Source organism: Rhodococcus sp. HNM0569, assembly GCF_012726205.1.
Lineage (GTDB): Bacteria > Actinomycetota > Actinomycetes > Mycobacteriales > Mycobacteriaceae > Rhodococcus_F.
Map to the genome: position 1 here is coordinate 190390 of NZ_JAASAE010000005.1, position 18565 is coordinate 208954.

The window sequence follows — 18565 nt, forward strand, 5'->3', positions numbered from 1 at the left end:
GGTGACGTGACTTCGCACACGCAACTGCTCGCCTACATCCCCAGCCCGCCGCAGGGGGTGTGGTATCTCGGCCCGGTGGCTCTGCGCGCGTACGCGCTGTGCATCATCGTCGGCATCGTCGTCGCCATCGTGTGGGGCGACCGGCGGTGGGTCGCGCGCGGTGGCGACAAGGGCACCGTGCTCGACATCGCCATCTGGGCGGTGCCGTTCGGTCTCGTCGGCGGCCGGCTGTACCACGTCATGACCGACTGGCCCACGTACTTCGGCGAGGGCGGGCATCCGCTCGACGCGCTGAAGGTGTGGCAGGGCGGCCTCGGTATCTGGGGTGCCGTGGCCCTCGGCGGTGTCGGGGCGTGGATCGGCTGCAGGCGCCGTGGCATCCCGCTGCCGGCATTCGGCGACGCAGTTGCACCGCCCATCCTGCTCGCGCAGGCGATCGGCCGGGTCGGCAACTACTTCAACCAGGAGCTGTACGGCCGCGAGACCACAGTGCCGTGGGGGCTCGAGATCTTCGACCGCCGCAACGACGCGGGGCAGGTCGGCCCAAACCTGGTCGACGGCACGTCCACCGGCGACGTCGTCGCGGTCGTGCATCCCACCTTCCTGTACGAAGCGTTGTGGGCGGTCGTGGTCGTCGTCGCGCTGGTGGTGATCGACCGCCGCTTCCGCATCGGCCACGGTCGGCTGTTCGCGCTGTACGTCGCGGCCTACTGCGTCGGTCGGTTCGTCATCGAGCTGATGCGTACGGATCACGCGAGTCACATCGCGGGTATCCGGGTCAATTCCTTCACGTCGGCGATCGTGTGTGTCGCGGCGATCGTGTATGTGGTGGTAGCCAGGAAGGGGCGGGAAGATCCCGCCGAGTTGGCGTCGAAGCGGCCGGCCGGCCCTGCACCCGAGGGACAGGCATCCGGCGGGACGGCCGACACGGAGTCGGACGACGCCGGTGCCGCGGTGCCTGCGGGCGACCGTGCCGGTGAAGACGCCGCACGAGAATCGGACGGCCCCCACGACGGTGGCCGGAAGGACGACGGATCATGAGCGAGTCCGACAAAACCGATCCCGGGAAATCACCCCGGGACGAGCAGAACTCCGAGGCCGGAGCGTCCGGCGGCGACGCGGCGCCCGATTTCGGCGAACCGTTCGACTACGACGCCACCGCCGAGGCGTCGCTGTCGCAGGCGCCGACCGAGCCGGACGCGACGCCTGCTCCCGGCTCGACGGGTACCGGACCTGGCTGGGACACGTACGCGGGCGTGGGCAACGGGCCGGGCTGGGGCAACACCCCGACCTATCCAGCACCGAGCGAGTCCGCGGGGCAACTGCCGCCGCCCGCGGCCGACGGCCCCACCTACGGCACCCCCGATCCCGACTACAGCTCGGACTACCGGGAGGGCACGCAGGCCGGGTGGAGCGGTGGCGCATCGGGGGCGCCCGACGCGCGGCAGCCAGAGCAGCCTTACCCGCAGACTTCCTATCCACAGCAGCCGTACCCGGGACAACAGTCGTACGCACAGCAGCCGTACACGGGGCCGCAGGCGTACCCCGCAGGGGCTTATCAGGGGGGTGGCTGGTCCACCGATCCGTCGGCGCCGTACGGCCGCGACCCGATGACGGGCGAGCCGCTGTCCGACAAGAGCAAGAGCGCGGCCGGACTGCTGCAACTGTTGCCGAGTTTCGTCGGCGTCTGCGGTGTCGGCCGGCTGTATCTCGGCCACACGGGCACCGGCCTCGCGCAGTTGCTGTTGATGTTCCTCGGTTACGCGCTGATGCTCCTGCTCGTGGGATTCGTCGTGGTGCCCGTCATCTGGATCTGGAATCTCGTCGACGCGATCATGATGTTCTCGGGCAGCGTCCGCGACAGCTCCGGGCGGCCGCTGCGGGGCTGACCGGACTCGTGCGCGAAACCGGCGTACCCGGACTCGTCGAGTGCTCACAGGGGTGAGCGGAGGTGCTGCGATCGACGGCCGAGCACCGAACCGCCCTACCGTCCGGTAAATGGAGTTGGCACGGCCGGACGACTAGTCTCGACGTGTGAATCGACGGACGAAGATCGTATGTACGCTCGGCCCTGCGACCGCGACAGGGGACCGCATCCGAGAACTCGTCGACAGCGGAATGGACGTCGCCCGGCTCAACTTCAGCCACGGCGAACACAAGGATCACGAAGAGAATTACACGCGGGTGCGCGCCGCGTCCGATGCCGCGGGTAAGGCCGTCGGCATCCTCGCCGATCTTCAGGGCCCGAAGATCCGGCTCGGCCGGTTCGTCGAGGGCAAGACGACGTGGGCGGCGGGCGAGGTCGTGCGCATCACCACCGACGACGTCGAGGGCACACACGACCGTGTGTCCACCACGTACCAGCACCTCGCGCAAGACGCGAGCCCGGGCGACCGGCTGCTCGTCGACGACGGCAAGGTCGGTCTGGTCGTCACCGAGATCGAGGGCAACGACGTCGTGTGCCGAGTCACCGAGGGCGGCCCGGTCAGCAACAACAAAGGGCTTTCGCTGCCCGGCATGAACGTGTCGGTGCCCGCGCTCTCCGAGAAGGACCTCGTCGATCTCGAGTTCGCATTGCGCCTCGGTGTCGACTTCATCGCATTGTCGTTCGTGCGCTCGCCCGCCGACGTGGAACTCGTGCACGAGGTCATGGACCGCGTCGACCGCCGTGTCCCGATCATCGCAAAGCTCGAAAAGCCCGAAGCCGTAGACAATCTGGAGGCCATCGTCCTTGCCTTCGACGCGGTGATGGTCGCGCGTGGCGATCTCGGTGTCGAGCTTCCGCTCGAGCAGGTTCCGCTCGTGCAGAAGCGAGCGATCCAGATCGCCCGCGAGAATGCGAAGCCCGTCATCGTCGCGACGCAGATGCTCGAGTCGATGATCGAGAACTCACGGCCCACCCGCGCCGAGGCGTCGGACGTCGCGAACGCGGTGCTCGACGGCGCGGATGCGGTCATGCTGTCGGGGGAGACGTCGGTCGGCAAGTATCCGATGGAGACGGTCCGCACCATGGCCCGCATCGTCGAGGCCGTCGAGACCGATTCCACACGCGTGCCGCCCCTCACGCACGTGCCGCGCACCAAGCGGGGCGTCATCTCGTATGCGGCGCGCGACATCGGCGAGCGGCTCGACGCGAAGGCGCTCGTCGCGTTCACACAGTCGGGCGACACGGTGCGCAGGCTCGCGCGCCTGCACACCCCGCTGCCGTTGCTGGCGTTCACGCCGCTCCCCGAGGTGCGCAGTCAGCTCGCGCTGACGTGGGGTACCGAGACCTTCCTGGTGTCACCGGTCGGTTCGACCGACGAGATGGTCCGCCAGGTCGACCACGCGCTGCTGACCCTCGGCCGGTACACGCGCGGCGACCTCGTCGTGATCGTCGCGGGTTCGCCTCCGGGCACGGTCGGGTCCACGAACCTGATCCACGTGCACCGGATCGGCGAAGAGGACCACTGACGTGGGCGGGGCGTCCACGGACGAGACCGTCGACCACGGGGCCGGTGGTCGCACGAGCGATCTCGACACGCTGCTTCGGCTGTTGGACCTCGACGAGCGGCAGCCCGACGTGTTCGTCGGCGAGCATCCGGAGCAGGTCGGCAGCCGCACGTTCGGCGGCCAACTGGTGTCGCAGGGGCTGATCGCAGCCGGCCGCACGGTGGGCGACGGCCGCCCGGTGCACGCGCTCAACGCGCACTTCGTGCGGGGCGGCGACGTCAAGGCTCCCGTCGAGTACCACGTCGACCGGCATCGCGACGGCCGAGCGTTCGCGAATCGCCAGGTCACCGCCATGCAGGGCGGCGCGGAGCTGTGCGTGATGCTGGTGGCGTTCCAGGACTTCGGCAAGGGTCTCGAGCACTCGGTCACGCCGCCGGACGTCCCGGAAGCGGAGTCGTTGCCGCGCATCGGCGACCATCTCGCGGGCTACGAGGACAAGCTCGAGATGTTCAGCAAGGCGCTCAAGCCGATCGACATGCGCTATGCGAACGACCCGGCGTGGATCCTCAAGCAGTCCGGCGGCACGCTCGAACACAATCGAGTGTGGATGAAGGCCGACGGTGCGCTGCCCGACGACCCGCTGGTGCACGCCGCGACGCTCGCGTATTCGTCCGACACCACGGTCCTGGACTCGATCATCACGACGCACGGCTTGTCCTGGGGCTTCGATCGCATCGTGGCGGCCACGGTCAACCATTCGCTGTGGTTCCACCGCCCGTTCCGGTTCGACGACTGGGCGCTGTACTCGACCGAGTCGCCCGTCGCGGCAGGCTCGCGAGGGCTCGCGACGGGCCGGTACTTCTCCACCGACGGTCGGTTGCTCGCGAGCGTCGTCCAGGAAGGTGTCATCCGGCACTTCCCGGCACGTCGCTGACGGCCCGTACCTCACTACTGCGCAGCTGGTCGCACGAATGCGCCGGTTTCGCTCGTCGAAACCGGCGCATTCGCGTCGGTAGGTGCGCCCGCCCACCTGGCTGCACCGTCGACTGGACACCTGTCTGGACGTGAGTACAGTCATGCGCTATGGTCGTCGCCATGTCCAGCCCCGTGTTCGAAGAAGCAACCCGCCGCAGGCTCACTCCGCAGCAGGCCGAGACCGTCGGCAAGCTGACGGCCGCGGCCGCGGAGGTGCTCGACGAGTCGGGCTTCGACGGCCTCACGGTCCGGCTCGTCGCCAAGCGGGCCGGCGTCGCGCCTGCGACGGCCTACACCTACTTCAGCTCCAAGAGTCATCTCGTCGCGGAGCTGTTCTGGCGCAAGCTCGTCGACGGCGTGCACGAACCCGATCCGGAGGCCGACCGGCTCACCCGGGTCACGACGGTCCTGCGTCAACTCGCGTTGCTCGTCGAGGACGAGGGGCAGCTCGCCGGTGCCGTCACCTCAGCCTTGCTGGGAGCCGATCCCGACGTCGCACATCTGCGGCTGCGGGTCGGCGGGTTCATCCGCTCGCGTGTCGTACAGGCGCTGGGCACATCTCCGTCCGAGAGCGACGACGAACTCGTCGAAGCCCTCGAAATGCTCTATTCGGGCGCCCTCGTGCGTGCCGGGATGGGCTACGAAACGTACGCCCACATCGCGGATCGGCTCGTGGCCGCCGCGACCCGGTTGCTCGACGGCTGACGCGCCCGACCCGACCGTGTTCGAGAGGAGTCGATCGATGACAGCGGTGAACGACGCGGCGACCACGCCGCGCAGAGTGTCCGGTGGTGAAGGCGAGCACGGTCATCTCGACGAGATGGCGACCGACCCCATCGGCTTGTTCCGGCGCGTACGCGCGGAATGCGGCGACGCGGGCATCTTCCAGTTGGCCGACCGCGAGGTGGTGCTGGTGTCCGGCGCGTCGGCCAACGAGGAGTTCTTCCGAGCTCCCGAGGACGATCTCGACCAGGCCGCGGCGTACCCGTTCATGACGCCCGTGTTCGGCGAGGGCGTCGTGTTCGACGCGAGTCCCGAACGGCGCGCCGAGATGCTGCACAACCAAGCACTCAAGGGCGCGCACATGAAGCAGCACGCGGTCACGATTCCGAACGAGGTCGAGCGCATCATCGCGAACTGGGGCGACGAGGGCGAGATCGATCTGCTCGAGTTCTTCGCCGAGCTCACCCTCTACACGTCGTCCGCGTGCCTCATCGGCCCGCGTTTCCGGGAAGAGCTCGACGCGCACATCGCGCACCTGTACCACGAACTGGAGAAGGGCACCGACCCGCTCGCGTACGTCGACGCGCACGCCGACATCGAGAGTTTCCGACGTCGCGACTCCGCGCGCGCCGAACTCGTCGAGTTCATCAGCGGGGTCATGGACCGTCGCGTCGCGTCGCCGCCCACCGACGACAGTCAACGCGACCTGCTCGACGTCCTCGTGTCGATCCGCGACGACGACGGCAACCTGCGATTCTCGCCCGACACGGTGACCGGCATCTTCATCTCGATGATGTTCGCGGGTCATCACACGACGTCCGGCACCGCGGCGTGGAATCTGATCGAGCTGTTGCGCCATCCCGACTACATGAAGCAGGTCTACGACGAGCTCGACGAGCTCTACACCGACAAGGGCGACGGCAGGCCCGAGTACAGCTTCGCCGCGATGCGGCAGATTCCGAAGCTCGAGTCGTCGCTCAAGGAGACCCTGCGGATGCATCCGCCGCTGATCATTCTGATGCGGGTCGTACAGAACGACTTCACGATCGGCGACGTCGATATTCGGGCGGGGCAGTCCGTCGCGGTGTCGCCCGCGGTCTCCAATCGCTTGCCCGAGGATTTTCCCGAGCCCGACACCTTCGACCCCGACCGGTATTTCGAGCCGCGTCAGGAGGATCTGGCGAACCGCTGGACGTGGATTCCGTTCGGCGCGGGCAGGCATCGTTGCGTCGGCGCCCAGTTCGCCATGATGCAGCTCAAAGCCATCTTCTCGGTGCTCTTCCAGAACTACGACTTCGAGATGGCGCAGCCCGCCGACTCGTATCGCAACGACCACTCGAAGATGGTCGTCCAGCTCCAGCAGCCGTGCCGCGTCCGCTATCGCAGGCGTGCGTCCGCGCGCTGATGGCTGCCCAGTAGCTGTTTCGCCCAGCAGATTCTCGACAGTTTCACCCAGATGGTAGGTCTCACTCGACGGAAGGCCGGTGCAACACGATGTCGTTCGACAGAAGTGAACTCGAAGAGATGAAGGAACGTTGGGTCGCCGCCAACGTGGAGTGCGAGAAGGCAGGTGACTGGAAGCCGCTCGCCGACTTCTACACGCCCGACGCGACGTACGGCTGGAACTACGGTCCACAACAGGATTTCATGGCAGTGGGGCGCGACGAGATCCGCGAACTCGCGCTCGGGCAGGAGATGCAGGGCCTCGAAGGCTGGACGTATCCGTACCAGGCGTGGGTCATCGACGACACCACGGGCGACATGATCGGACTGTGGAAGCAGATCAACGAACGCAGCCGCGCCGACGGCTCGCGGTACGGCGTACACGGCATCGGCGGCAGCTGGTTCAAGTATGCGGGCGACTTCCAATTCGGTTGGCAGCGCGACTTCTTCGACTTCGGGAATGTGTCCGCGCTGTTCCTCGAGATGATCACCGACGACGCGCTCTCGGACGGCATGCAGGCACGCATCGCCAAGTCGGGTGCGGAGCTGCCCGGGTGGTACAAGGTCGGCACCGCCCCCGTGGAACTGTGGTGACGCCGTGAGCTATCGGCAACTCGAGCGAGCGCAGCTCGCCGCCCTCGTGCCCGAACTGCTGCTCGCGGGTCAGCTGATCGATCGAAGCGGCATGGCCCATGTGATCGGCGCGTTCGGCCGCGAGACCATGACAGAGGTCGCGATCGAAGAGTGGATGGCCGCGAGTCCGGTCTACACGTCGCGTATGCGGTCGATGCTCGGCGTGGACGGCGACGGCGTGGAGGACATGTTCAAATGCCTGCAGTTCGACATCGGCGCGCCCCCGCAGTTCATGGACTTCCGCTACTCGATCGACGACAAATACCACGGCTCGTTCCACCTGGACCATTGCGGCGCGCTGATCGACGTCGAGCCGATGGGCGAGGAGTACGTGCAGGCGATGTGCCACGACATCGAGGATCCGACCTTCGATGCGACCGCGATCGCGACGAATCGCCGCGCCCGGATCCGTCCGGTGCACCGGCCGCCGCGTACTCCGGCGGACCGGCATCCGCACTGTGAATGGACCGTCACGATCGAACCCGACCGTGACGAGCTTCCGTTACCCGCCGCGGCCGAACGGATGCAGACGACGCGCGCAGCGAAAACCGTTCTCTCGGAGGTCGATCCGTCCGACGAAGGGCGCAGCGACTACTCCGGTCCGCTGCTCGCCGACGTCCGATGGGACGAGTGGTCGCACTCGGCGCTCGTGCGCATCGCGGAGGAGACTGCGCTGCAACATCACCTCCTGGCGCTCGGTTTCGTGTGGTCGGTCCGCGAACGGTCCGCCGAACTGGTGTCGGGCGTCGTCGTCAAACAGATGACGGGCATCGCGGGGCTGACGTCCGAACGTCTGCGCCACGCACTGGATCTCGGCGGCGACGCGGCCGCCCTCGAACAGGTACTGCGACTGCACCCGCTGCTCACGCCCACGCAGTACACCGGGGTGCGCGTCGACCGTGACGGCGAGCGCGTCACCGTCACGGTCCCGCTGGGCGGCGACGCGGTCCAGGACGGGGAGTGGCTCGCCTTCCTGGGGGTCGACGAACTGGCACCGCTGCGTGCCGCATTCGTCGGCGTCGATCCCACCTGGTCGGACGTGTCCGCGCGCGAGCACGACGGCGAGCTGGTCGTGACGGTCGGGCGCGGTGCGCCCGCGGACGAGCCGGGTGAGGTCGCGGTCGCGCGCTTCTCCACGGGTGCCGGCTTCCAGTTCGAGAATCGCGGTATCCCGCTCTCGATCACTCCGGTGCACTGACGCCGGCCCAGCCCTCACCGGCCTCTCCCGGACAGCGGGAGGGGCCGGTGACGTGCATGGTGCCCAGTTGACAGCCTTGTTGTGCCCGGTTCTTCGGGCTGTTCGCGGCACTCCCCGGCGGGGATGGTGCCGCTCGCTCGAGGTGAGGATGTGAACAGTGAGCACGTGTGACTACGACGTCGTCGTCGTCGGGGCCGGGGTGGCAGGACTGTATGCGGTGCACAGGCTGCGTGCGCGCGGCATGCGGGTGCACGGCTACGAGTCGGCGTCCGGCGTCGGCGGCACCTGGTTCCACAACCGGTACCCCGGCGCTCGGTGCGATGTCGAGAGCGTCGACTACTCGTACTCGTTCTCCGACGAATTGCAGCAGGAGTGGACGTGGAGCGAGCGCTTCGCGACGCAGCCCGAGATCCTGCGGTACCTCGAGCACGTCGCAGAGCGGTTCGACCTCGCGTCGGCCTTCGAGTTCGACACGCGGGTCACGGCGGCGGTATTCGACGAGGACGGCGCGCTCTGGACGGTCACCACCGACCGCGGGGTGTCGGTCACCGCGCGCTTCTGCGTCTTCGCGACCGGGTGCCTGTCCGCGACGAATGTTCCGGACATCCCCGGCCGCGACGACTTCCGTGGCGAGTCGTACCACACGGGTGCGTGGCCGCACGGCGGTGTGTCCTTCGAGGGCAAGCGGGTTGCCGTGATCGGGACGGGTTCGTCGGGAATCCAGTCGACTCCCCTCATCGCGGAGCAGGCCGAGCACGTGCACGTGTTGCAGCGCAGCGCCAACTACTCGATCCCTGCAGGCAATCGGCCGCTCACCGCCGACGAGATCGCCCGTACGAAGGCGGAGTACGCAGAACGCAGGCGGCTTTCGCGGCTCAGCGGTGGAGGGTCGCCGTTCACGCCGTACCCGAAGGGCGCTCTCGAGGTCGACGCGGCCGAGCGCACCCGTGTGTACGACGAGTGGTGGCAGCGCGGGGGAGTGCTGTTCGGCAAGGCGTTCCCGGACCAGACGGCGAATCGTGGCGCCAACGACACCGCCCGCGAGTACGCGGAGGCGAAGATCCGCGCGCTGGTGGACGATCCGGTGGTCGCGGACACGCTGATCCCGAAAGATCACCCGATCGGCACCAAGCGCATCGTCACCGACTCCGGCTACTACGAGTCGTTCAACCGCGACAATGTCTCGCTCGTCGACCTGCCTGCGACTCCGATCGTGCAGATCGACGCCGCAGGCATCGAGACCACCGCCGGGCATCTCGATCTCGACGTGATCGTCTTCGCCACGGGTTTCGACGCGATGACGGGTGCCCTCGCGCGCATCGACATCCGCGGGCGTCGCGGCGAACAGCTCGCCGATGCCTGGTCGGCGGGCCCGCGCACCTACCTCGGGCTCGGCGTGCACGGCTTCCCGAACATGTTCGTCCTCACCGGTCCCGGCAGTCCGAGCGTGCTCGCGAACATGGTGCTCGCCGCCGAACAGCATGTCGACTGGGTCGCCGGTGTGCTCGACCACATGGATGCGCTGGGTGCGCAGACCATCGAGGCGACCGAGGATGCGGTCGACGCCTGGGTCGACGAGTGCAACGAGCGTGCGTCGGCAACGCTGTTTCCACAAGCGAACTCGTGGTACATGGGCGCGAATGTGCCAGGCAAGCCACGTGTGTTCATGCCGTACATCGGCGGCTTCGGCAACTACTCCCGCATGTGCGACGAGATCGCCGACGCGGGGTACAAGGGATTCGAGTTCGCCGGCATCGACCCGGCGGGGCGGGAGAGGGCATGAGCACATCGCACTCCGGTAGCCGACGCGTCGACCTCGACCCCGAGGTCGAGAACATGCTCGCGGCGCTCGAGGCGGGCTTTCCCGACGTCACGGCGTTCGAGCCGGCAGCGCTGCGCGAGATGATCCGGTCCCGTCGCGGCGGCGTCGGCAGCGAGCCCGCGATGCGCTCGGTGGAAGACTTCACGATCGACGGGCCGGGAGGCGCCGTCCCGGTCCGCATCTACCGCCCGCACAGCGAGCGCGAGCGGATGCCGGTCGTCGTGTTCGCGCACGGCGGCGGCTTCGTGTTCTGCGATCTCGACAGCCACGACGAGACGTGCCGGTCGATCGCCGACCAGGTCGATGCCGTCGTCGTGTCGGTGGACTACCGGCTCGCGCCCGAGCACCGTGGTCCGGCCGCGATGGAGGACGTGTACGCGGCCCTCGTGTGGGTGCACGAGAACGTCGACGCGCTCGGCGGCCGCGCGGACCGCGTCGCCGTCGCGGGGGACAGCGCGGGCGGCAATCTCGCCGCCACCGTGTCGCTCGCCGCACGCGACCGCGGCGGACCGGCCGTGGCTGCCCAGTTCCTGCTCTACCCGGTGATCGACGACGACTTCGACACCGGCTCGTACCGCGAGTACGGCACCGGCTACTACAACACCGAGGCCGCGATGCGGTGGTACTGGAGCCACTACGCGCCGGGAGGCAGTGACGACCCGTATGTGGTCCCGACCAAGGCCGCCGACCTCGGCGGCCTGCCGCGTGCCGTCGTCGTCACCGCCGAGCTCGACCCGCTGCGCGACGGTGGCGAACGCTACGCCGCGCTGCTTTCGGACGCGGGCGGGGACGTGCGGGTGCACCGCTGCGACGGCCTGTTCCACGGATTCCTCGCGTTTCCCGTGCTCGCGGCAGCCGTGCCTGCGCGCGAGAAGATCTGGCAGATGATGCGTGACGCGCTCGCGTGACGTGCGCCGAGCCGGGGCGCGACGGTCCCGTTGTCCCGGTGAGCGGGCACGACGCGACGCGCGCGGCCCGGTTCGGTCGATCATCGACGCGAGCGTCGCACCGGTCTGCCGTGCGGCGACCGAACGAGTACCGCTGCGGATGCAGTGACACGAGAAATGAGGTGTGGACATGACCGAGTCGAACGGGGCGACGTCACCCGACGTGGTGGTCGATCTACTGGTGATCGGGTCGGGCACCGGGCTGTCGGCCGCGCTCGCCGCGCACGACGCCGGTCTGAGCGTGCTCGTCGTCGAGAAGGCCGAGCATGTGGGCGGGTCGACCGCGCGTTCCGGTGGTGCATTCTGGGTGCCGTCGAATCCGGTGCTGCGCAAGTCGGTTCCGGACGACACCGAGGACGAGGCGCGCCTGTACCTGCAGTCGGTCGTCGGCGACAGCGCGCCTGCCGAGCGCCGTGAGGCGTACGTCGACCACGGTGCGGCGACGGTCGAGATGCTCGCCCGCAAGACGCCCGCGAAATTCTTCTGGGCCTCCGGCTACTCGGACTATCACCCCGAACTGCCCGGCGGTTCCGCTGTCGGCCGCTCGTGCGAGTGCAAGCCGTTCGACGTGTCGGTGCTCGGCGCCGAGCGGGCACGACTGCGTCCCGGGCTCATGAAGGCGTCGCTGCCCATGCCGGTCACCGGCGCCGACTACAAGTGGTTCAATCTCATCGCGCGTACACCGCTGCGCTCGTTCCCGCGTGCGCTCAAGGCGCTCGCGACCGGCCTCGGTGGGCTCGCGTTCAAGCGTGAGTACGTCGCGGGCGGCCAGGCGCTCGCCGCGGCGCTGTTCGCCGGGGCGGTGCGCGCGGGCATCCCGATCTGGACCGAGAGCCCGCTGGTGTCGCTCGTCGACGAGGGCGGACGTGTCGCCGGCGCCGTCGTGCGGCACGAGGGCAAGGAGAAGCGGATCGAGGCCCGCAAGGGTGTCGTGCTCGCGGCAGGTGGCTTCGACCACGACATGGAGATGCGGCGCAAGTTCCAGTCGGAGCGGCTCGGCGAACACGCCAGCCTCGGCGCGAACCACAACACCGGCGACGCGATCAAGCTCGGCCAGGACCTCGGGGCCGCGCTCGTGTCGATGGACCAGGCGTGGTGGTTCCCGGCCGTCGCGGCGCCCGAGGGCGGTCAGCCCGCGGTCCTGCTCGCCGAGCGTGCGTTGCCCGGATCGTTCGTCGTCGACCAGTCGGGCCGTCGCTTCGTCAACGAAGCCACCGACTACATGACCTTCGGTCAGACGATCCTGCAGCGTGAACGCAACGGCGACCCGGTCGACGAGATGTGGCTCGTGTTCGACCAGCGCTACCGCAACAGCTACCTGTTCGGCGGCGGCATCTTCCCCCGTCAGGAACTGCCCGGCCGGTGGTACCGCGACGGGATCGCGCACAAGGCGACCGACGTCGCGAGCCTCGCGCGCGCGATCGGCGTTCCGGAGGATGCCTTCGTCGAGACGGTCGAGCGCTTCGACTCGATGGCCGAACTGGGCAACGACCACGACTTCGGCCGCGGACGCAGCGCGTACGACCGCTACTACGGCGATCCGACGATCACCCCGAACCCGAACCTGCGTCCGCTCGAAAAGGGCACGCTCTACGCCGTCAAGATGGTGCTGAGCGACCTCGGCACGTGCGGCGGCCTGCGGGCCGACGACCGCGCCCGCGTCCTGCGGGAGGACGGTTCGGCGATCGACGGCCTCTACGCGATCGGCAACACCGCGGGCAACGCCTTCGGCAACCGGTACCCGGGTGCGGGCGCGACGATCGGGCAGGGCCTCGTCTACGGCTACATCGCGGCCCAGCACGCGGCGGGACGGCTGCCTGCCTGACGACTCCGTACGCTGACGGCGGCGAGGGACTGGCACTCACCCGTGCCAGTCCCTCGCGCCGCCGTACTGTAGGTCCTCACGCTGGTGCGCGGCAGGACTCGTCCCACGGCTGACCGGATGCGCATTCGTCACTGGTAGGGCGGCGGCCGTGCGGTGCCACGCCGGTCGAATCTTCGGGCACGATGATCGCCGCCCGGCAGCCTGGAGACGCATGGCGTCCGACACACAGGTCGCGGCGCGAATCCGGCGCAGAAAAGCGCTGTGAACTGGGATGTGCTGGTGCACCTCGCTGGGTGGTTCTCAAACCCGCGCAAGCCCCTCATGACGCTGATTCGCCGGGTTCTGCGGGGAACGCGGCGCTCGGTGTCGCGTCCTGAGCGTGAGCCTATCGAGGATGTACGCGGCCCGGTCGCGGAGAATTCGCCTCGTCCTCAAACCCGTTTGAGTGTCCCGAATCGCGCCGCGCTGGCCGAGGAGTATGCCAAGGGAGTGCCGGTCGATGAGCTGGTGCGGCGGTTCGGGGTACATCGCACGACTGTGCATCGGCTCGCTGCACAGGCAGGTGTCGCGGTGCGTCGTCGTGGTCTGGATGAACGTGGGCGTCGAGAAGCTGCGCGGCTGTACGAGAAGGGCATGACGCTCGAAGAGGTCGCTGCCAAGTTGGGTGTCGGTGACGAGACGGTGCGCTCTGCGGTCGTCACTTCTGGCGGGACGATTCGCCAACGTGGCCGCCGTCCGTCTCTCTAGTCAAGTTCGGAGAGGGACGATGTCATCCACGTTGGCGACCAACCCAAGCCAGATGCCTGTTGGCGACGAGCTTTCCTTGCCGCTGACGACCGCGCAGGATGCCGACGCGAGTGCGTCCTTCCACAAGTTGAACGCCGCTCGATGCGGGGTGAAGCAGCGCCTGATCTATGACGATCGGCCAACGCTTCCAAGTGCCGTGAACCTCCCAGGCGAGTCCCACGCCCAGGTGCTGGCCTTGGTTACGCACGGAGATCCAATGATCCGGATCGTCCGCGACGACCTCAATAACATTCCGGTCCGATGGTCCAGTTTGCATTGTCATGAACGTGTCAACTGGCAGCGCTTCAACCTGCCAGCCGACCTGTGCGAGATCGACGTTCTCATAATCTCGGAGGAAGGAAGCATTGCCTGCGTGGTCGTAGATCCACTGCTCGATGACATCGGCCGGCCAACGCAGGTCGGCGACCATGTCTTGTCGTTGGAACTCTGTGAGGCCGTAACCGCTCTCGCGGCATCGTTGCGCCAGGTCAGTGAAATCAACAAGGCGAATACCGATATCCTTCTCAACCATCTGGCATCATCGAGGTCTCTAGCCAAGCAAGCTACCCGGGTCTATCTAAGCTGCGGTCAAAATGCCTGTCATTGTCAGTGCCGCATGTTGACTCGGATTCCGCCGAGTAGTTTTGCTGGACCGAAGGAACTGACTCTGTTGCGACTCTGCAACGCTTTGAGCAGTTCCTCAGTTCCGTCGCGGTCCTTCAAGCGCGGACGATGGTGTCCGGTTCTGGTCAGAGGCTCATAGTCGTCGCCCAATCCGAGCAGGATTTCATCTAGTAGCCCGAGTTCTATGTCGGGGAGATGCGGCTCTAGCAGACCCAGAACGTGCTCGGCCGGCGCACCAGCCTCGGCAAGCTTGACTAGTAGTTCAACAGAGACGTTGTTGCCTTTGCTTGCCCACTGGCAAAACGCGATCACGCTCTGCCGGGACAGACGATCAGTGACGAACTCTACGTCGTCGGCGATCGCGCGCTTCACAGTTGGTGTCAGACGTCCACTCCGCATCACTTGAGCTAGATCGTCGCTCGACAACTCCAACTCGCATACGTACGACGCCAGTTGCTTGGACGCTGCGAAGTACTCCTCGCGGAATGCGAACGGGCGGTCACTCACGAGGGCGTACGTGTCGGCGGTATCAGGCACCAGGTCCTTCTCTAGCAGCGTTGGAAGGAGGGCGAGGCCGACATCGGACAAGTGTTCGGGGTCCAAGCCGTCGGCAAGGTCGAGCTGCCCGAGTAGGCGGACGGCTGCTGTCGACTCCAACGCACCGGAGTTGGCCAGTGCATATGCAAGCCCCAGCCTGGGCTCTTCTTCCACTTCCTCGGCCTTGGTGAGGTTGACCGTGCCGAGGTTCTCGATCAGTTCTTCGTTGACTCCGAACTTGCTGACGAACTGGCTCACGTTCCAGACAGTCGGCGCGAACCGACCTGCCGACACCACTTGTCCCCATGCTCCGTCGTCGAGGTCCGTAAGGTCGGCAACTTCGCAGGAGTCCGCCGCACGTGCCGCGACGAGGCGCACGGCAAACTCGGCTGCATCTGCGACGTCACCGAGCACAGCAACGAATGCGTCTGGGCTCTCGACGGTCACCTCGTCGTCTTGGAGGATGTCAAGGTAGTCGTCCAGGTTCGCGAGCACATGCCTGTAGACCGAGTCATCGGCAGCGTTCATGACGTCAAGCGCTAGACCGGTGCTTTCGCCGAGAGCGACCGACAGGTTCATCCGCGTGACCGGGTATAGGCCTGCGGCCACCGCCGCCTTGCGCTGTGTCTCTCCGAGCAAACTGAGATCGCTTATCTGCGCGCCGAGACGACGCAGAAGAGCAATCAGGTCGGTCGCCTTCACCGCGTCCGTCTCGCCAACAAATGCCTGCATCTGGGCGTAGTGCTCCGACACGAACTCCGCGACCTGGTCAGAAGCTTCGTAGTCTGTGTCCGTCGCGGCGCTCGTGATAGCCGCATCAAAGAGGGCCACGACTACTTCGAGTTCTAGCGGTGCCTTCTCGACCAGATGAATGAAAACACCGTCCCAGCGCGGAGCCAATCGACTGATGAGCCCATCGCGATATTCGCCGTCTATCAGATAGGCGTCGAGGAAAGAGGAGTCATCCCCCGAACGCACGGCGAGCTTATCGATGGCCTTGTCGAGGTGTTCGGGACGTGCAGGCAAGTAGTAGTCAAAAACTTCGACGTTGAAGACACTTTCGCCGTCGAGGAAGCGGGAACCCATCTCCTTCTCAACTGCTTCGATCGAGCTAGCCTCATCGAAGTGAAAGTGGGGAGCTGCGCGATCGGCTTGGACGCAGTGAAGGATGAAGTTCATCGCACTCACGCTGATCGCGATGTCATGGTAGTCCGAGCAGTACAGAGTGAAGTTCTCGTCGATGTAGCCCTTAGCCAGCAGATCGCGTCCCAAAGGAGATACGAGTTCGCTGATGATGGAGTCCAAATTGCGTTCGTCGCCATCCTCGGTTGGCATGACGAGGTCCGTCCTGGCCATTAGCTCCGCGATAGTGGCCTTCATGACGAAGTCTTTAGTCTCCAGTGCAACCCGGGAATCGCGCTGAAGGCGAGCAACATCAGCGTCCACGGCGTCGTCCAGCCCATCCGTTCGATTCCCTACCAACGCGATCAACTCGTCGAACGACAGCTTCAAGCCGCCCTGCCCAGGTCGGAGGAGTTGCACGTCATCGCGGTTCTCGTACAACGACCTCCAGAAGTCACCCGATGTCAGGCCCGTCAGCTCGTAGTCGCCTGACTGGTGTCGAAGGACCGACTTGCCGCCGAGACCTGTCGCCCGGGAGACGATCGGCAGTACCTCTTGCAGCCGCTCACCGGCTGCCTGAGCATGCTTGTCCCAGAGGGCTTTCGTCCTCACCCGGTTCTGCGCCGTCTTGCTGCGCACTGCCTGATGCCGAGTTTGATACTCGACCATCTTGTGGAAGGCCCGGTGCGCCTCGTCGATCTTACTTGTGCCGAGCCGGATGGCCTCGAAGTCTTCTAGGTGGAGATTCTTGTAAACCATCATCGCGAAAAGACGATCCGCGGTCAGCCCCTTAAGCCCATTCTCGCCGAGCACAGATGCGCGATAGATCTCGTACTCGTTTCGGATGTTGCGGATTACGCGCATGTCGGTCAGATGGGCGCCGACAAGATTCACCAATGCGGTGGACGGCTGGTGGTCCACTTCGGCGAACTCGGCCGCGAGCAGGTCCCGTGCCGAACGATGGGTGAGGAACGGAACCATCGGCACTACCAAGTCGAAAAACTTCGTCCTGTTCGCAGAAGGCGCAGACTCCAACGCCGACGCATGAAGGGCCGAAGTCTTGGCATCCTCACCGTCAGATTCCGCGTCTACTTGCAGTTCCTCGAAGATGCTGTCCCGGACCGCGTAGACGAACTGAATCGGCCGTGACTTAATCTGCTCGGAGTTGTTCAAGACGGTGTTCAGCTCACGCAGGGTCTCGAAGATGTGCGGGTCCTTGAACCGGTCTAAATCCTCAAATATCGCGACCTTGGTCTTAGTCCGCTGAAAGAAGTAGACAATCTCGTCCAGGTATTCGTCGAAGTACGAATTTTCTTTTGCGCTCAGCTTGACCGCTGCTCCGCCGGCGGAGACGCTCTCAACTCGTATCCGGCTCTGAAGGACACGGAGGCCCAAGAACCACACCCCGCCCACGAACACGCCAAGGGCGCCGACAGCGGCCCAAGCCACCCACGCATGACCTTCGACCACGCTCTCAGGTGCCACGTCCTCGATGCGATTGACCAGTCCAAGAAGAACGGCAACTACGAAGAATCCGACTGCTACGACACCGCCCCACATCAAGGCTGGCCAAGGTTTGAACGAGTCGATGCGAAAGTACCTCGACCCCGGCATGTCCGAAGGCGGCTTCCGATAGAGGAGCTGCTTGACGATCTCCTTCTGTATCAGGTTCGTCAAGGGCGCAAGCGATCCGTCTTGCTGGATGCGTGCCCGCTTCGTGTCATCGATCCCCAGGCTCGACAACGACAAGTTGACCCACCTGATCGTGCGTTCGTCTAGACCCTCCTGGACACCAAGGATGACGCTGCTCTTGCCACTGCCGTAGTGACCCGCAAGAGCGATGTTCTTCGCGGCCGTTGCAGACTTGTCGGTCAGGACGTCGAGGAGGACCGAAGCGTTGCGCCCATGGAGGTCCTCTTCGTACGCGGGTCCCAGACTCCGAAGAACGGGCACGGCAGAACTCGGTGCTGGCTGCCGTGCCGGTCGATCAGATGACATAGGTGAAATTCTATGGCAGGTGCCCGACATGACTGCGGTTCTCGAGCACCTGAGCAACGCGGCGTCGAGTCCTCGGGTTCGCCTGGCTAGACAGTCGAGCCTGAACTCAGCGCGGCGGCGCGTCGCTGCCGTCGACGTGCACCGGCCTCGCGGAGGCGGGCTCGGGTGAGCCAAGCGACGCTGGCAGGCCCGAGCCAGAGCATCTTGAACCCGTTCCAGATAGTCAGCAGGACGAGCAGGTGCAGCCAGCCTGGCGCACCCTGATCGATGAGGCCGGCGAGCCAGACGGCGGCGGCGAAGTACGGGACGGCCAGCAGCATCACTGCCGGTCCCAACTTCATGCCGCGTCTGGCCCGTATCGCGTCAGCGAGGATGTTGGTGGGCATGTAGCGGCGCAGGAAGTTCCGGACTCGGATGCTGACCACTATCAGGAGGCGGAACATGTTCGGCTCCTCTCAATCGCACGTTTGATCTGAGGAGGCAGTGCGTTGAGAAGGGCC

The 18565-nt window shown here is 66.1% G+C and carries 15 protein-coding genes; 12 read left to right on the forward strand and 3 right to left on the reverse strand.

Features of this window, described 5'->3' with window-relative positions; all coding sequences use genetic code 11:
• Positions 1–6 precede the first annotated feature (6 nt).
• From lgt to HCA44_RS20760, 12 genes are all read left to right on the forward strand, one after another.
• Positions 7–1041 (forward strand): prolipoprotein diacylglyceryl transferase, encoded by a 1035-nt coding sequence (gene lgt / locus HCA44_RS09385; RefSeq protein WP_169648284.1) that lies wholly within the window; start codon positions 7–9, stop codon positions 1039–1041.
• Entirely contained in the window at positions 1038–1889 is an 852-nt protein-coding gene (locus HCA44_RS09390) for an NINE protein (protein ID WP_169648285.1), read from the forward strand. Before lgt ends, HCA44_RS09390 begins: the two co-directional genes overlap by 4 nt.
• Positions 1890–2034: 145 nt before the next feature.
• Positions 2035–3453, forward strand: a complete 1419-nt coding sequence (gene pyk / locus HCA44_RS09395; RefSeq protein ID WP_169648286.1) for a pyruvate kinase — start codon at positions 2035–2037, stop codon at positions 3451–3453.
• 1 nt (position 3454) lies between these two features.
• Positions 3455–4366, forward strand: coding sequence for an acyl-CoA thioesterase II (locus HCA44_RS09400; RefSeq protein ID WP_169648287.1), 912 nt, complete (start codon positions 3455–3457; stop codon positions 4364–4366).
• A gap of 161 nt (positions 4367–4527) precedes the next feature.
• The gene (locus HCA44_RS09405; protein WP_169648288.1) at positions 4528–5112 is read left to right on the forward strand and encodes a TetR/AcrR family transcriptional regulator; all 585 of its coding nucleotides are present in this window, start codon (positions 4528–4530) and stop codon (positions 5110–5112) included.
• 37 nt (positions 5113–5149) lie between these two features.
• Complete coding sequence (locus HCA44_RS09410; RefSeq protein ID WP_169648289.1) at positions 5150–6535, forward strand: cytochrome P450; 1386 nt, start codon at positions 5150–5152, stop codon at positions 6533–6535.
• An 89-nt stretch (positions 6536–6624) separates the two neighbouring features.
• Positions 6625–7167, forward strand: coding sequence for a nuclear transport factor 2 family protein (locus HCA44_RS09415; RefSeq protein ID WP_169648290.1), 543 nt, complete (start codon positions 6625–6627; stop codon positions 7165–7167).
• Between the two features lie 4 nt (positions 7168–7171).
• The gene (locus tag HCA44_RS09420; protein WP_169648291.1) at positions 7172–8404 is read left to right on the forward strand and encodes a hypothetical protein; all 1233 of its coding nucleotides are present in this window, start codon (positions 7172–7174) and stop codon (positions 8402–8404) included.
• A 157-nt stretch (positions 8405–8561) separates the two neighbouring features.
• Entirely contained in the window at positions 8562–10187 is a 1626-nt protein-coding gene (locus HCA44_RS09425; RefSeq protein WP_169648292.1) for an NAD(P)/FAD-dependent oxidoreductase, read from the forward strand.
• Positions 10184–11134 (forward strand): alpha/beta hydrolase, encoded by a 951-nt coding sequence (locus tag HCA44_RS09430; protein ID WP_169648293.1) that lies wholly within the window; start codon positions 10184–10186, stop codon positions 11132–11134. The genes HCA44_RS09425 and HCA44_RS09430 overlap by 4 nt, the downstream gene beginning before the upstream one ends.
• Before the next feature lie 169 nt (positions 11135–11303).
• Positions 11304–12998, forward strand: a complete 1695-nt coding sequence (locus tag HCA44_RS09435; RefSeq protein ID WP_169648294.1) for a 3-ketosteroid-delta-1-dehydrogenase — start codon at positions 11304–11306, stop codon at positions 12996–12998.
• A 261-nt stretch (positions 12999–13259) separates the two neighbouring features.
• On the forward strand, positions 13260–13745 hold the full coding sequence (locus HCA44_RS20760) for a hypothetical protein (RefSeq protein WP_206037907.1): 486 nt from the start codon (positions 13260–13262) through the stop codon (positions 13743–13745).
• 22 nt (positions 13746–13767) lie between these two features.
• On the opposite strand, the gene HCA44_RS09445 is transcribed toward HCA44_RS20760, so the two are convergent.
• The 3 genes from HCA44_RS09445 to HCA44_RS09455 form a co-directional block, all read right to left on the reverse strand.
• Positions 13768–14316 carry a hypothetical protein gene (locus HCA44_RS09445; protein ID WP_169648295.1) on the reverse strand — a complete coding sequence of 183 codons (549 nt, stop codon included), beginning with the start codon at positions 14314–14316 and terminating at the stop codon, positions 13768–13770.
• 74 nt (positions 14317–14390) lie between these two features.
• Positions 14391–18020 (reverse strand): hypothetical protein, encoded by a 3630-nt coding sequence (locus HCA44_RS09450; protein WP_169648296.1) that lies wholly within the window; start codon positions 18018–18020, stop codon positions 14391–14393.
• Between the two features lie 131 nt (positions 18021–18151).
• Positions 18152–18508: a sulfate permease gene (locus HCA44_RS09455; protein WP_169648297.1), complete on the reverse strand. Its 357-nt coding sequence runs from the start codon at positions 18506–18508 to the stop codon at positions 18152–18154.
• Positions 18509–18565 lie beyond the last annotated feature (57 nt).

What these genes read in the sequence shown, in the direction of transcription:
- HCA44_RS09390 (WP_169648285.1), top strand. Translation starts at nt 1,038, where the DNA reads ATGAGCGAGTCCGACAAAACCGATCCCGGGAAATCACCCCGGGACGAG.
- HCA44_RS09405 (WP_169648288.1), top strand. Translation starts at nt 4,528, where the DNA reads ATGTCCAGCCCCGTGTTCGAAGAAGCAACCCGCCGCAGGCTCACTCCG.
- HCA44_RS09410 (WP_169648289.1), top strand. Translation starts at nt 5,150, where the DNA reads ATGACAGCGGTGAACGACGCGGCGACCACGCCGCGCAGAGTGTCCGGT.
- HCA44_RS09415 (WP_169648290.1), top strand. Translation starts at nt 6,625, where the DNA reads ATGTCGTTCGACAGAAGTGAACTCGAAGAGATGAAGGAACGTTGGGTC.
- HCA44_RS09430 (WP_169648293.1), top strand. Translation starts at nt 10,184, where the DNA reads ATGAGCACATCGCACTCCGGTAGCCGACGCGTCGACCTCGACCCCGAG.
- HCA44_RS09435 (WP_169648294.1), top strand. Translation starts at nt 11,304, where the DNA reads ATGACCGAGTCGAACGGGGCGACGTCACCCGACGTGGTGGTCGATCTA.
- HCA44_RS09445 (WP_169648295.1), bottom strand. Translation starts at nt 14,316, where the DNA reads ATGGTTGAGAAGGATATCGGTATTCGCCTTGTTGATTTCACTGACCTG.
- HCA44_RS09455 (WP_169648297.1), bottom strand. Translation starts at nt 18,508, where the DNA reads ATGTTCCGCCTCCTGATAGTGGTCAGCATCCGAGTCCGGAACTTCCTG.